This window comes from Dyella terrae, assembly GCF_004322705.1.
Classification (GTDB): Bacteria; Pseudomonadota; Gammaproteobacteria; order Xanthomonadales; family Rhodanobacteraceae; genus Dyella_D; species Dyella_D terrae.
On record NZ_SIZZ01000001.1, the window covers coordinates 2,285,716 to 2,298,737 of the forward strand.

General features: G+C 64.4%; 16 protein-coding genes. 7 read left to right on the top strand and 9 right to left on the bottom strand.

All coding sequences use genetic code 11. From position 1 onward, the window contains the following. The first annotated feature begins 121 nt into the window (after nucleotides 1–121). A complete protein-coding gene (locus EYV96_RS10235; protein ID WP_131151309.1) occupies nucleotides 122–1,048 on the top strand; it encodes a LysR family transcriptional regulator in 927 nt (308 codons plus the stop codon). A 35-nt stretch (nucleotides 1,049–1,083) separates the two neighbouring features. Then, complete coding sequence (locus EYV96_RS10240) at nucleotides 1,084–1,863, top strand: carboxylesterase family protein (protein ID WP_240732403.1); 780 nt, start codon at nucleotides 1,084–1,086, stop codon at nucleotides 1,861–1,863. On the opposite strand, the gene EYV96_RS10245 is transcribed toward EYV96_RS10240, so the two are convergent. Then, nucleotides 1,864–2,235 carry a hypothetical protein gene (locus EYV96_RS10245; RefSeq protein ID WP_131151310.1) on the bottom strand — a complete coding sequence of 124 codons (372 nt, stop codon included), beginning with the start codon at nucleotides 2,233–2,235 and terminating at the stop codon, nucleotides 1,864–1,866. A 202-nt stretch (nucleotides 2,236–2,437) separates the two neighbouring features. Here EYV96_RS10245 and EYV96_RS10250 point away from each other — a divergent pair, with 202 nt between their 5' ends. Then, a complete protein-coding gene (locus EYV96_RS10250) occupies nucleotides 2,438–3,103 on the top strand; it encodes a nicotinamidase (protein WP_131151311.1) in 666 nt (221 codons plus the stop codon). A gap of 158 nt (nucleotides 3,104–3,261) precedes the next feature. Here the strand turns inward: EYV96_RS10250 and EYV96_RS10255 are convergent, their stop codons facing one another. Beyond that, on the bottom strand, nucleotides 3,262–3,450 hold the full coding sequence (locus EYV96_RS10255; RefSeq protein ID WP_131151312.1) for a CPXCG motif-containing cysteine-rich protein: 189 nt from the start codon (nucleotides 3,448–3,450) through the stop codon (nucleotides 3,262–3,264). After that, on the bottom strand, nucleotides 3,447–5,045 hold the full coding sequence (locus EYV96_RS10260) for a L,D-transpeptidase family protein (RefSeq protein WP_240732404.1): 1,599 nt from the start codon (nucleotides 5,043–5,045) through the stop codon (nucleotides 3,447–3,449). Before EYV96_RS10260 ends, EYV96_RS10255 begins: the two co-directional genes overlap by 4 nt. A 206-nt stretch (nucleotides 5,046–5,251) precedes the next feature. Here EYV96_RS10260 and EYV96_RS10265 point away from each other — a divergent pair, with 206 nt between their 5' ends. Then, a complete protein-coding gene (locus tag EYV96_RS10265) occupies nucleotides 5,252–5,959 on the top strand; it encodes a murein L,D-transpeptidase catalytic domain family protein (protein ID WP_131151313.1) in 708 nt (235 codons plus the stop codon). 9 nt (nucleotides 5,960–5,968) lie between these two features. On the opposite strand, the gene EYV96_RS10270 is transcribed toward EYV96_RS10265, so the two are convergent. Beyond that, nucleotides 5,969–6,451: a putative toxin-antitoxin system toxin component, PIN family gene (locus EYV96_RS10270; protein WP_131151314.1), complete on the bottom strand. Its 483-nt coding sequence runs from the start codon at nucleotides 6,449–6,451 to the stop codon at nucleotides 5,969–5,971. A gap of 91 nt (nucleotides 6,452–6,542) precedes the next feature. On the opposite strand from EYV96_RS10270, the gene EYV96_RS10275 reads away from it, so the two are divergent. Together EYV96_RS10275 and EYV96_RS10280 are read left to right on the top strand one after the other, a co-directional pair. Then, nucleotides 6,543–7,178 (top strand): DUF6348 family protein, encoded by a 636-nt coding sequence (locus tag EYV96_RS10275; RefSeq protein WP_131151315.1) that lies wholly within the window; start codon nucleotides 6,543–6,545, stop codon nucleotides 7,176–7,178. 128 nt (nucleotides 7,179–7,306) lie between these two features. Further along, complete coding sequence (locus EYV96_RS10280) at nucleotides 7,307–8,215, top strand: sulfotransferase family protein (RefSeq protein WP_131151316.1); 909 nt, start codon at nucleotides 7,307–7,309, stop codon at nucleotides 8,213–8,215. Here EYV96_RS10280 and EYV96_RS10285 read toward each other — a convergent pair. Then, entirely contained in the window at nucleotides 8,196–8,900 is a 705-nt protein-coding gene (locus EYV96_RS10285) for an alpha/beta hydrolase (RefSeq protein WP_131151317.1), read from the bottom strand. The two genes, EYV96_RS10280 and EYV96_RS10285, sit on opposite strands and share 20 nt — an antisense overlap. A 191-nt stretch (nucleotides 8,901–9,091) precedes the next feature. Here EYV96_RS10285 and EYV96_RS10290 point away from each other — a divergent pair, with 191 nt between their 5' ends. Beyond that, the gene (locus EYV96_RS10290) at nucleotides 9,092–9,937 is read left to right on the top strand and encodes an META and DUF4377 domain-containing protein (RefSeq protein WP_131151318.1); all 846 of its coding nucleotides are present in this window, start codon (nucleotides 9,092–9,094) and stop codon (nucleotides 9,935–9,937) included. 132 nt (nucleotides 9,938–10,069) lie between these two features. Here the strand turns inward: EYV96_RS10290 and EYV96_RS10295 are convergent, their stop codons facing one another. The 4 genes from EYV96_RS10295 to EYV96_RS10310 form a co-directional block, all read right to left on the bottom strand. Further along, on the bottom strand, nucleotides 10,070–10,456 hold the full coding sequence (locus tag EYV96_RS10295; protein WP_131151319.1) for a YciI family protein: 387 nt from the start codon (nucleotides 10,454–10,456) through the stop codon (nucleotides 10,070–10,072). Between the two features lie 102 nt (nucleotides 10,457–10,558). Next, a complete protein-coding gene (locus EYV96_RS10300) occupies nucleotides 10,559–10,903 on the bottom strand; it encodes a hypothetical protein (protein ID WP_131151320.1) in 345 nt (114 codons plus the stop codon). 26 nt (nucleotides 10,904–10,929) lie between these two features. Next, complete coding sequence (locus tag EYV96_RS10305; protein WP_131151321.1) at nucleotides 10,930–11,700, bottom strand: LytR/AlgR family response regulator transcription factor; 771 nt, start codon at nucleotides 11,698–11,700, stop codon at nucleotides 10,930–10,932. Next, complete coding sequence (locus EYV96_RS10310) at nucleotides 11,697–12,950, bottom strand: sensor histidine kinase (protein WP_205746126.1); 1,254 nt, start codon at nucleotides 12,948–12,950, stop codon at nucleotides 11,697–11,699. The genes EYV96_RS10305 and EYV96_RS10310 overlap by 4 nt, the downstream gene beginning before the upstream one ends. Nucleotides 12,951–13,022 lie beyond the last annotated feature (72 nt).

Consider the following 13,022-nt stretch of genomic DNA (forward strand, 5'->3'; position numbering starts at 1 on the left):
GCGCGGAAAAAGTGGGCAGACATGATCGTTCCTATCCGAATCGAAGGGCCGCACTTTGCTACTTGCCGGAAAGGATGAGAATTGCCCAAACTAGGCAAGCATCTTTTCCAGAAAGTTGAAGATGATCGATCTCGACGACATGCGACTTTTCGTACGGGCCGTCACCGATGGCAGCCTTTCGGCCGCCGGACGGGAGCTTGGCCTGTCGCCGGCCGTGGCCAGCAAGCGTCTCACCCGCCTTGAGCAAGCCCTCGGGGTGCGGCTGCTTCAGCGCAGTTCCCGTCGGCTTTCGCTGACTAGCGAAGGGGCCTGCTACTACGAGCGCTGCGTCAGCATCCTGGCCGACGTGGACGAAGCCAATGCCATGGTCGGGCGTGGGCAGATGGAGGTTCGCGGCGCGTTGCATGTCTCGGCATCGCTGGACCTGGGCCGCCAGTACATCGGCCCGCTGGCCGCCCAGTTCACCGAGCAGCATCCGGAACTGCGCATGCGCGTGAGCACCTCGGACGCGATGCTCGATGTCTTCGAACACGGCGTGGATGTCGCGGTCCGCAGCGGTGCCATGGCCGATTCACGGCTGGTCTCGCGCCGCCTGGCGCTCAATTATCGTGTGCTGTGCGCGTCACCCGGCTACCTTCGCCGCCGCGGCACGCCCGCGAGCACGGACGAACTCGAGCACCATGCCTGCCTGATGCTGCACCGCCCCGGGCGCGGCATCCTTCCGTGGATGCTGCAAACCGCGGAAGGTCCGAAGCCGATGCGGCTGGATGCCATCATCACCACCGACAGCGGCGACCTCATGCGCGAACTTGCCGTGGCCGGACATGGCATCGCCTTCAAGTCGATCTGGGATATCGCCACCGATGTCGAGGCCGGCCGCCTCGTGCCCTTGCTCACGCAGTCGGCGATCCAGGAAGCGCACATTTACGCCATCTATCCCAGCCGCGATTTTCTGCCCGCGCGCATTCGGCTGTTCGTCGATTTCCTGCTCGAGCGCATGCGCGAGCGCGAAGGCACCGTATTGGGCTTGCTGGGAATGAAGGTGTAGGGTGATCGGGACACCACCCGGAGCACCCATGCCCCATGGCCATGCGTTTCGCCTTCCTGCTGCTGCTTACACTCATGACGTTCAACGCCACCGCTGACGACGCACGCTTCCTCGAACGCGACGTGACCGTGCAGGGCGAAACCCTTCACTACCGCGTCTTCGTGCCTGACGGATGGACGTCCAAACGAACGTGGCCCGTCGTGCTGTTCCTGCATGGCTCGGGTGAACGCGGCAGCGACAATGCCAAGACGCTGAGCCAGGGCCTGCCGCCGTGGTTGCGGACGCATGGGAAAGACTTTCCGGCAGTCGTCGTTATTCCCCAGGTGGCCAGTGGCGCTTACTGGAGCGGCAAGTACGAAGAGGCCGCCATCAAGGCACTCGAAGCGAGCATTGATGAGTTTCACGGCGATCGCCAGCGGCTGTACCTGACAGGCCTGTCGATGGGCGGGTTCGGCTCATGGCAGATCGCGAAGGATCATCCGGATCTGTTCGCCGCGGCAGTCATCATCTGCGGCGGCATCGAGCATCCGCCGCGCCTCGAATCGCCCTCGCACGTGGACGGCGTCCCGGACGGCGTCGACCCCTACGCATGGGTGGCCTCCAACATCGGGACCTTGCCGGTGTGGCTCTTCCACGGCAGCGACGATCCCGTGGTCTCCGTCGAAGGATCGCGCGGCATGCACCACGCACTCGAGGCCCGCAAGAAGGAAGTGCGTTACACCGAATACCCTGGCATGGGCCATGGCGTGTGGGAAAACGCCTATGCCACGCCCGGCCTTTGGCCGTGGGTATTCGGCCACGTCAAAGCGCAATAACTACGCCTTGCTGCGGCGTCGCCCCGCGATCACCCAGCCAATGTAAATGCCCAGCGCCACGCCCATCAGCTCGAAGAAGACGCGCGTGCCGATGCCGTCCGGATCATGGACCTGGGCCAGCTTGGCTTTAAGCAGCTGCAGGGACTGCAGGCGGGCATAGTTGAAATAGAACATGTCCCACATGTCGCCGCTGCCGGAGATCATCAGGCCCAGCAGATAGGACCAGCCGATCCGCGCGCCTTGGCCCCAGTCGCTGCGCCCGCCGATCCAGTTGAACATCAGGTAGGCCAGCAGGCCCACAACCGTCGCAATCGCGCCCGCCTGCAAGCCTCCGACCAGCCCAAAACCCATCCACGATTGGTCGTAATGCATCAGCCTTCCCGGGAGCCACGTTGCATGACCGTCCATTATGCCTGTGAGCGCTGGGTGAAATGGCTAACGCGGCAGGTTCAACGTAATCCTTTTCCTACCCAAAACCGGCGGTAAGCGTACGTGCCAGTCGCAGACCCCGTCACACTGTGAGGGACTTGCCGGACGCTAGACTCCCCATTCCACCCGACGTGACTATCACGCCATGCGCCACCCGATTTCAGAACGTGCCGCTCTCATACTTGTTGACGTACAGCCGGACTTCATGCCCGGCGGCAGCCTCGCCTGCCACGAGGGCGACGCCATCGTGCCCGGCATCCGGGCCCTGCTCCAGGCACGGCTGTTCCGGCACGTCGTAGCCACCCAGGACTGGCATCCCGCCGGCCATATTTCCTTTGCCACCAGCCACCCTGGCAAACAGCCGTTCGATCGCATTCCGTTGTATGGGCACGCGCAGACCCTGTGGCCCGACCATTGCGTCCAGGGCTCTACCGGGGCGGAGCTGTATCCGGGCATTGACTGGTCCGTGGTGGACCATGTCGTACGCAAGGGCTGCGATCCCCAGGTGGATTCCTACAGCGGCTTTCGCGAGAACTATGGGCCTCGAGGCACTCGCCCGAGCACCGAGCTGGCGGATTGGCTGCGCGGCCGCCAGGTCGATACGGTCTATGTCGCTGGCCTCGCCCGCGATGTTTGCGTGCTATGGACCGCGCAGGATGCCGCCGACGCCGGCTTCGTCACCCACGTGCTGTGGGACCTTACCCGCCCGGTGACTCCGGAATCGGACATCACCACGCGCGCGCGCCTCGATCAGGCGCTTATTGGCGTGGTGGCATCCGAAGACCTGCTGAAAACGAGTCACGCCGCCTGAAAGCTGGCGCTTCGTGAGCGAGGAGGTCGCCCGCGGCGCGGGCTGTAAACGGTAAACAGGGAACAGCAGGCCACAGTGGCCGTGAGCTCTGCTTTGCTCCGTTTTCCTTTTACCGTTCACAGCGCCGCAGGCGCGACTTCACTGAAGCGAAGCGCTCACTAACTATCGTCCTCGGCGTTCACCAGTGCCCTGGCATCGCCCTTCTCATCCACCCACGCCGTAACAACCATCGGCCGACAACACACCTGGCAGTCCTCGATGTATTCCTGCTCGCCGGCTGACACGTCGACGATCAGATCGATGCGCTCCCCACAGTAAGGGCACGAAACGGCGACGGTGTCGTTCATGGTGATGCCTGCGGCCTGGCCGTGATCGATGCATTGAGTACCGAGGTGCGACGACGGTCCAGCGCGCGCTTGACCTTGTCGTCGCGCTCATAAATATCCTGGCGGAAACTCAGGCGATCGCCTTCGTGCCATTCCGCCGTCCAGTACGCCAGCAGCAAGGTGACTGGCTGAGCCAGATTCACCGTCTGCGTCTTGTTGGTATCGATCGCGGCATCAATCGCCGCGCGATTCCATTTCACCGGATCGTTCAACAACAGTTCGGCCAGCTCACGCGGACGCTCCACGCGAATGCAGCCGGAACTGCGCGCCCGCTGGTCGGACTCGAAGTATTCCGTATGCGGCGTGTCGTGCAGGTAGACGGCGTACTCGTTGGGAAAACGAATCACCAGGCGTCCCAGCGAATTGCCCGGTCCGGCGTCCTGGCGCAACACGATGCCCTTCGGATGGGCCCAGTTCACGCTGGCCGGCGACAGTTGCTTGCCCTCCGTGTTGAATACCTTGATGCGATTCGCCGCGAGATAACCCTGGTTGGCGCGCACCTTCGGCAGGATGTCCTGGCGCAGGATCGTCGGTGGCACCGTCCAGGTGGGATTGAGCGTCATGTAGGTGATCTGCGACTTGAACACCGGCGTGCTGCGATAGGGCTTGCCCACCTGCACGCGCGCCGTCCATACCGGCTCGCCGTTCTTCACATAGGCAATCTTGTAGCCGGCGATATCCACCACCACGAAATCACCCGTGACCTGATGCAGCAACCAGCGCGCGCGCTCCAGATTCACGCGCGCCTGATCGATGCGCTGCTCCACCGGTACATTGAGCGCGGCCAGCGTGCCCTTGCCCAGGTTTCCGTCGGCGTCGATGTACTGCTCCTGCTGGAACTGCCTGACGGCGTTCTGCAGGGTTTCGTCGTAGCGGTGATCCTGCGCTGCATCGGCGGCCAGGTAGCCACCGATGGCCAGCCGCTGACGCAAGGCAGGGATGCGCGGATCGGTCATGCCGGGTTTCAGTGTCGGGCCGTCGGCAATCATCGGCCAGCCGCCGCGACTTGCGATGTCACGCAGCGCCGCCAGTCCCTTACGCAGACGATCGTATTGCGGATGTTGCGGTCGGGCCCGCTCGAAAATCCCGGCGATGTCACCGCTCTGCACGGCCTCTTCCGCCGTCATCAGACCTTGCCCCGGATCGAGCTGACGCGGATCGAAATTCCAGTGCGGATCGAGCGTCGAGGGATCGACCTTGCCGCGATACAGATGCACCAACGCGGCCAGGTAGCCATCCGTCGCCAGCAGGTCGAATTCGGCTCGTTGCGCCGGCGTGGCCGCACGCAACGTGGCGGCCAGCCGCTGCAACTGGGACACGTGGTAATCCTCGGGATCGAGGCCATCCAGGCGGGTGTCGGCCAGGGCTCTCAGCAGCGCGTCGATGTTCTCCTGCCGCGTCCACGCGGGCGCGTAGGCGCGGTCCTCGTAGAAGTCGGCCAATGCTTGAGCCAGTTCAGGCTTGGTGGCGCCCGCATCGCTCAATTGCTCGATGCGATCGCGGATCGCGTCGGACACCGGGTCCTGGGTCTGAGCCCAGGCTGAGACAGCGGTCAAACCAAGACAAATCAAGCAGATAAATAGCCAACGAACAGCAAAAACGGGGCGCGGCAGAGGCACGGTCGGCTCCTTCGATCCTGTGGAGACCCTCTTATCACAGGCCGCGCGCGGACTCCGTAAATGAACGAAATAAGCTGAACGAACAGACACTTAACAATGGTCTGCTAGCATGCCCGGCAGCTTCACGCCATACACACTCTTCCATGATGCAAGTTTTACGCTACGCCGCCCTCGCAGCGGCGCCGATCCTCGCCGTGTGCCTGGCACCCGCTGCACACGCGACCGAGACGTCGCTCGCCGCCGCGCTGCAGAAGCTCGCGCCGAACGCTAACCCGCAGGTCATCGACCTCGCCCTGAAGGCGACCGATTGCGCCGCTGCCAATGGCATGCCGCCGTCCGAGCGCCTGGCGGTGATCGACTATTCCCGTCCGTCGACCGAACCTCGCCTGTGGGTGTTCGACCTGACCCAGCGCAAGCTGTTGTTCCAGGAGCTCGTCGCCCACGGCAAGAATTCTGGCGACAACCTCGCCACCCGATTCTCCAACAAGCCTGAGAGCCTGGAATCCAGCCTCGGCCTGTTCCGCACGATGCAGTCCTACGACGGCCACAACGGCTATTCGCTGCGCATGAACGGCCTGGAGCCGGGCACCAACGACAAAGCGCTCGAACGCGCCATCGTCATCCATGGGGCCAGCTACGTGGACTCCGGCACCGCCGGCAAGCTCGGTCGCATCGGTCGCAGCTGGGGTTGCCCCGCCGTGCGCAAGGCGATCGCCAAACAGTTGATCGACACGATGAAGAACGGCCAGTACGTCTTCTCTTACTACCCCGATCAGCAATGGCTGGCGTCGTCGCCCTACCTCAAGTGCAGCAACGCCCGCATGGCGTCGGCCGCCAGGGCCGCACCGTAAGCCATCCCCCTACCTGTCTTTGGGAGAATTCCCGGACGAAGTCGATGACAGCCACGCCGCCTGCCATTCCGCCGGCGTGGCGATGCGAAAAAGCGCGTCGCGCGCCGCACGCTTTGCCAGCTGCAACACTTCGTTGTCCTTGCTGAGCAGCCAGCCGGCGCCACTGGCCCACGCCAGCTCCAGGAATTTCTGATCGTCCGGGTCGGCGCAGCGCGGCAGGCGCACGTCATCCGACGCACTGGGCCGTTCCGGCACCATCTGCACGACTTCATCAAACGCTTGCAGCGCTGCGGCCTGTTGCGACACCTCAAGCGCCAGCTGAGGGTAGCCGAGCACGCGCACCCATTCATCGCGACAAGCCGGGTTGGTGACGGCCTGCCACGCCTCGGATCGCAGCAGCGCATGCAGCTCCACCACCACGACGTCGTGGAAAACGAACAGATCCAGGCAGACGTTGGTATCCAGGACGATGCGGTTGGGAATCTTAGGCATGCACCCATTTTAGTGCCGGCTTTTCACCACGCCCTAACCCCCCATCCCTTCAAAGCGCCACAATGGCGCATTGACCCATGCGCCCATACCCATGAACGACTCAGCCCTCCAGCAGTATCTCCGCCGCCTCTTCGCCGACCATGACGTGGAACTGGAGCCGGACGAAGACGGCTGGCTGATGACCGACGGCGATTTCCCCGCGGTTCGCGCCAGCTGGCACCCCGGCAGCGCCGGTCAGCCGGGTCGCCTGGACATCGACGTGGTGCTCGACGAGGACCGCCACATCGAGGAAAGCTTCGCCGGTTACGGCGAGGGTGACGCAGCCGCCCGCCAGGCGCTGGGCGCCTTCGAGGAGCAGGCGCTGCACCCGCTCCTGGCCGCCTGCTGGTACGTCACCGACGATCGGCAGATGCAGATCGACAGCTGGGACATCGGCATTCGCACCTGGGACGTCTTCCACGGCCGCACGGGCTCGCGCGGGCAATTCGACGTGCCGGATGACGCGCGCCGCGCCCTGGCAGACGCCATTCGCCGTCAGTCCCTCACGCCCCAGCTGCATTGGGTGCGCGTGTTCTATGTCCGCGCCGACGACGGCAGCGTCAACGCCGAGGCCACCCTCGACAACGCGCCGTGGGCCGAAGGCACCGCCGCCCTGACGTCGGTTGCCTGGCCCGCGCAGACGGGCGCCGCACGCTGGCTGACCCTCCTCGACGTACGCGACTACTGACGGCCAGGGACGCTCCGGGTCATGGCTCAGGGCGTCCCCATCAGGCGGTCAACGCGTCGTGTGATCCTGCGTTTGCTGTGGTCGATGGTCATGATCTTCGTGGCCCGGCACAGGGGAAACGGCCCGCCATGAGGCGAACCTTCATCGTTGGATGCCCGCGCTCCGGGACCACCATGGTGCGCGCCGCGCTCGCGCATCACCCTGCCTTGCTGACGCCGCCGGAGACCAGTCTCCTCGAACACCTTCACGGCGACGCCGCGCATCGCTGGGGCGACCTGGACGCCGGTCGCGAGCGCCGCCCCTGGCGCCAGCACCTTGGCTTTACGCGCAAGCAGCACCGCGAATCGCTGGACATGCTCCAGGCCTGGCTCCCGACCCTGCCGTCCGCCTCCCTGCGCCCTTCGCTGCGCATGACAACGTTCAAACGCCAGTTCATCGAGCTGCTCGATGCCATGGCCGTCCACCGCAACCGGTCGATGTGGCTGGAGTCGTCGCCCGGTCACCTGCTGTACCTGCGAGAGATCGATCGCCTCGCCCCCGATGCGCGGTATGTCCACGTCATCCGCCGCGGCACCGACGTACTCGCGTCCCTGCTTGACGCCTGCCTGTTGCTGGAGGATCGCCACGGCCTTGGCGGCGGCGTGATGCGCTGGGCGCGTCGCTGGACGCGCGCGATGCAGATTCACCAGGCGCACGCATCGCACGCGCAGCACCACATGCTTTTCATCGATGACCTTTTTGTACAGCCGCAAGCCGAGTGGCAACGGCTGTGCGCGTTCCTCGACATCGACGCGCAGCCGCTGCTCGATCGCATGGGCGATGACGCCGCTTTACCGTCGATCGACGCGCACGAGTCCTGGATGCTGGGTTTCCGCCATTTGCCCCGCCATCGCATCGAGGCACTGTTGAGCCCTGCCATGCAGCGCTGGCTTCACGCCGCCCTCGGTGCCTACGATGCCCTGCGTGACGATTTGTACCAACGCCGTGGCATGAGCGCGCCGTCGCGCCCTGAAGCGCTCACCGCGATGGCGGACTGAGGTCCAGCGCCGCCTCGTCGATCAGCGCCACGATCTCGTGTGGATACGCCGCAAGCGACGCGTGGCTGGCGGCGAGCTGGACGATTTTCCGTGCCTGCATCCGTTCCGCCATCCACTGTTCGGTTTCTGGCGGAATCATGCGGTCCTCCAGCGACACCTGGTACCAGCTCGGCTTGTCGCGCCACGCGGGTGCGCCGGCTTTGTCGTCGAAGCAGCGCGCGGCAATCGGCTTCTGCGTGGCGGCAAGGATCAGGGCCGCATCGTCACCCAGTTCCTGGCAGAAACTCTCCTTGTGCGTGGCGCGATCCAGCCAAAGGAACCCATAGGCATCCGGGCGAATGCTCGCCGCACCGGCCGGCGGATCGCGGCGCGCGAAGATACTGCCGAGGCTCTCGCCTTCATCCGGCGCAAAGGCCGCGATATACACCAAGCCTATGACCTTGTCGTGGTGTCCCGCACCGGAAATGACGGCGCCGCCGTACGAATGACCCACCAGGATCACCGGTCCGTCCTGTGCTTCGATCAGGCGACGCGTGCGCTCGATATCGTCGTCCAGTGATGTCAGCGGATTCTGCACCGCGCTCACGCGATAGCCTTTGCCGTGCAGCACCGGAATCACCTTGCACCAGTGCGAACCGTCGCCCCATGCACCATGGACGAGGACGATGCTGGGTTTGCTTGTCACGGCATGCTCCTTTGCTTGAGGGACGTAGGCAGGGACCCGCGTTCGGCTTCGGACGGACGCTACGCTGGACGATGCATGAATAAGGGGTAGCCGGCGTGAATGCCACGTCATGACAAAAGCCCCACGCAGGGTGTGTGATAAGCGGTCGGTACGGATGTACCGATGTCATCGAACACCCTGGAGAATTGCTCATGAAATGCCTGCCCCTCGCCCTTGGCCTGACCATCGCGCTCACCGCATGCTCACAGCCGTCCAATCCCGAGGAGCGCACCGCCACCCCGGGACACGCCACCACCGCAGCGGCCCCGGCCGGCGACGCGGTGCCGGCCACGGTGTCGGTCAAGACGGATGATCTGGGTAAGTACCACTGGCTGCTGAGCGAAGCGATGGACAGCGGCGGCAAGCGCATCGATGCGTTGTTCGCACGCCCGGACAAGCCCCTGCAGCTGGACTTCACCGACCAGCGCATCAACGTCAGCAACGCCTGCAACCGCCTTGGCGGCGGCTATACCGTCGAAAGCGAGCAGCTGCACGTCAATCCGATGGCGGCAACCATGATGGCCTGCCCGGACCCGGCCCTGTCAGCGCTGGACGGTGCCATTTCGCAGCGCCTGCAGGGCAGCAGCAAGATGAGCCTGCAGACCAGCGGCCACACACCGCAACTGCGACTGGTGACCGCCAGCAACGACACGCTGGTCTTCAACGGCGAACCCACCGCCGAAACCCGCTACGGCAGCCAAGGTGAAACCGTGTTCCTGGAAGTCGCTGCCGACACCAAGCCGTGCAGCCATCCCCTCATGCCCAACGCGGAATGCCTGCAGGTGCGCGAACGCACCTATGACGCACAAGGCGTGGCCACCGGCACGCCGGGCGAGTGGCAGCCGCTCTATCAGAGCATCGAGGGCTACACGCATGAGCCGGGCGTGCGAAACGTGCTGCGCCTCAAGCGCTACGACGTGCGCAATCCGCCCGCGGATGCGCCGAACAAGGCGTATGTGCTCGATATGGTGGTCGAGTCGGAGACGGTGAAGAAGTGAGGCCGGCGGCTACGCCGCCTGTGAATTCGCTCGCTGCGCGAGCTGTAAACGGTGAACAGTAAGAGCAGAGGCAGGGTGTCGCTGCTTTTACCGTTTACCGTTTACCGTTTACAGGCAGCGAAGCTGCCGGATTCACGCGGCTTCAGCCGCCCCCACCCTCTCGCGGACTTTCGCCATCTCGCGCACCGGGCGAATCTCGATGCTGCCGATGGAGGCCCAGGGAAAGGCCGATGCGATCTGGATGGCTTCGTCCATCGAATCAGCTTCAATCAGGTTGAAGCCGCCGAGGTATTCCTTGGTTTCGGCGAAGGGGCCGTCGACGATGCTCGTGCGACCCTGGCGCACGCGAATCGTGCGGGACTGTTCGGGGTGTTCCAGTTGCTGTGAATCCTTGAGCGTGCCTTCGGCCTTCATGGCGTCGGCCTTGGCGAAACAGCCGCGCATCATGGTGTCGAATTCGCCCTCGGGCAGGGCACTCAGCAGCGCATCGTCGCAATAGATCATGACCAGGTATTTCATGAGCAGACTTCACGATGAGTGGGGGTCCGCCGATGGTAGTACAGGGTCAGTCGCAGCGCGTAAGACGCCCCAAAGGGATCGCCAAGCCTGCCTTGGCAGCTATCAGCAGCGTCCGGTCGAATCCACAGCCAGGCAGATACGGATATTGCGCGGCAGGTTGGCGACTTCACGCATCTGTCCGCTTGCCACCTCAACGGGGTCGACCGGCGGCGGCGTGCATGGCGTGGCGCCCTTGGCCGCCGTGGAGCAATCGCCCGCATGCACGAAAAAGCGGCACTTGCCCGTAGCGCTGTCGAGGCATTCGAACTTGCTGATGCCATCGCGCGCAACCACGCGACCATGGAACACCTTGCCATCGATATCCGAATGCAGCTCGGTGACGGTACGTGGCGAACTGCACCCCATGAGTGCGAGGGCGTAATAGACAACGAACAACAACGTGCGCATGACTGGCTCCTTGCCCATCCCCGCGCTCACATCGCGCGGAACAGGGTCATGAAGGGTTGGCTGACCACCAGGGTCTCAGGGCGGTTTCGCAGCTTGAGCGTGCCCTTGCCGCTGTCGTCGCGGACGACCGAGGCAATGGCCTTGAGGTTCACGATGGTCGATCGATGGATCTGCTTGAAGGTCGACGTATCGAGCACGTCGAGCAGTTCGCGAATCGGCTTGCGCAGCAGTGCTTCGCCGTCGGCCGTCACCACCGTGGTGTATTTGTTGTCGGCGCGAAAATAGACAACATCGTCGATCATGATCAGTCGCGTCTCGCGTCCCGCGCTGGCGGTAATCCAGGTGAGCGTTGGCTGATCGCCCGCCGGCCGCAGCTGACCGCCCAGCTGGCGCAACAGCTCCTCCACCGAGGCGGCATCCATGGCCCGGCCGCCCAGCCGGGCTTTGACGCGCTCCACCGTGGCCGCCAGGCGATCCGGCTGGATCGGCTTCAGCAGATAGTCGATCGCACCGCGCTCGAAGGCATCGACGGCGTAGTGATCGTAGGCGGTCACGAACACGATCTGCGTACGCGGACTGGCTTGGGCCGCGCCCGCTGCCACCTCTAGCCCGGTCAGCCCTGGCATGCGGATGTCGAGGAAGGCCACGTCAGGCGCATGCTCCGCGATGGCCTCCAGCGCACTGGCGCCGTCCTCGCAACACGCCACGACGTCCAGATCCGGCCATGCCTGTGCCAGCTGTTCAAGCAAGGCTTCGCGCAACAGCGCTTCGTCTTCGGCAATGACACACGTGTTCATGACGGGACTCCTGCCGTCGCCGGCGGGACATTCAGCGTGGCGGCCACGCCGTTGGGAAAGTTGGCGACGATGCTCAGCGATGCGGCCGTGCCATACACCAGGCGAAGGCGTTCGCGCACGTTTTTCAGGCCGATCCCCGTGCCACTGCTCGCATCACTGAAGCCGCGCCCGTCATCCGCCACCGTGATCGCCACGCTGTTGCCCTGCATGCGACCGAGCAACCAGATCGTGCCACCGCCCGGCTTGGGTTCGAGGCCATGCTTGACGGCATTCTCCACCAGCGTCTGCAACATCATCGGCGGCAGCGGCGTGGACAGCAGTTCGCGCGCCACATCGACCTGCACCTGCAGTCGTTCGCCCATGCGGATACGCAGAATTTCCAGGTAGGCCCGCGACCGATCCAGCTCATCTCCCAACGTGGACAGCGCTTCATCGGTGCGCGGCAGCGAGTGGCGCAGATAGACGATGAGATGGCCAAGCATTTCGTCAGCGCGCAACGGATCCGTCCGCGTCAGGTACTGCGCGCTGGCCAGCGTGTTGTAAAGGAAATGCGGCTCGACCTGGGCATGCAGGAGGCTCAGCCTGGCAACCGTCAGCTCCTTTTCGGTCGCCGTCTGCACGGCAGCCGCCTGTTCGCTGCGACGACGCTCGGCGATGCGTCGGGTGATGGCGCGAGTGATGGCTTCGGCGTTTTCCAGATTGGTGCCGTCGTCGACGCGGAACCAGTCGCTCCAGGCGCCGCTGCACGGCTCGCAGATCAGCGTGACGCTGCCCGTGCTTTCGCCCGGCAGCACCGTGGCGAGGATCTGGTTGTCCTTGCGGCCAAACCACTCGAAGGGATTACGGCGACTGGGCCGCTGATGGCCATACGGATCGAGCCGGCGCACCTTGGCGCGCACCTGCAGGCTGTCGCGTGCACTCTCGATGTCTTCGGTGCGCGGCAGCTCGCGGATGGCGGCATCGAGAAGGTCGAAGGCTTCGCCCGCTTCAAGTGGCACCTCGATCTGGCGGCGCTGGCGGTTGGACAGGGTGCTGGCATCGATGCGTCCCGCAATCAGGCGCACGCGCCGCAGATGCGAGAAGGCACCGGTGATCACCATGACCACCATCGCCAACGCCGCCACCACAAAAGGCCAGACGGGCCCGTAGTAGTGACCGTCATTGATCCCGGTGAAAACGATGACGCCCAGCATGAACGCCAGGAACCACGCCACCGCCAGACGCAGGACAAACACGATGCTTGTGATCACGATCCTTCCCCTTCCCTATGCGATGGAACGGGAGCATAGCCGCGCCCGGCCCGGTGGGAAGTGGGCGGGCGA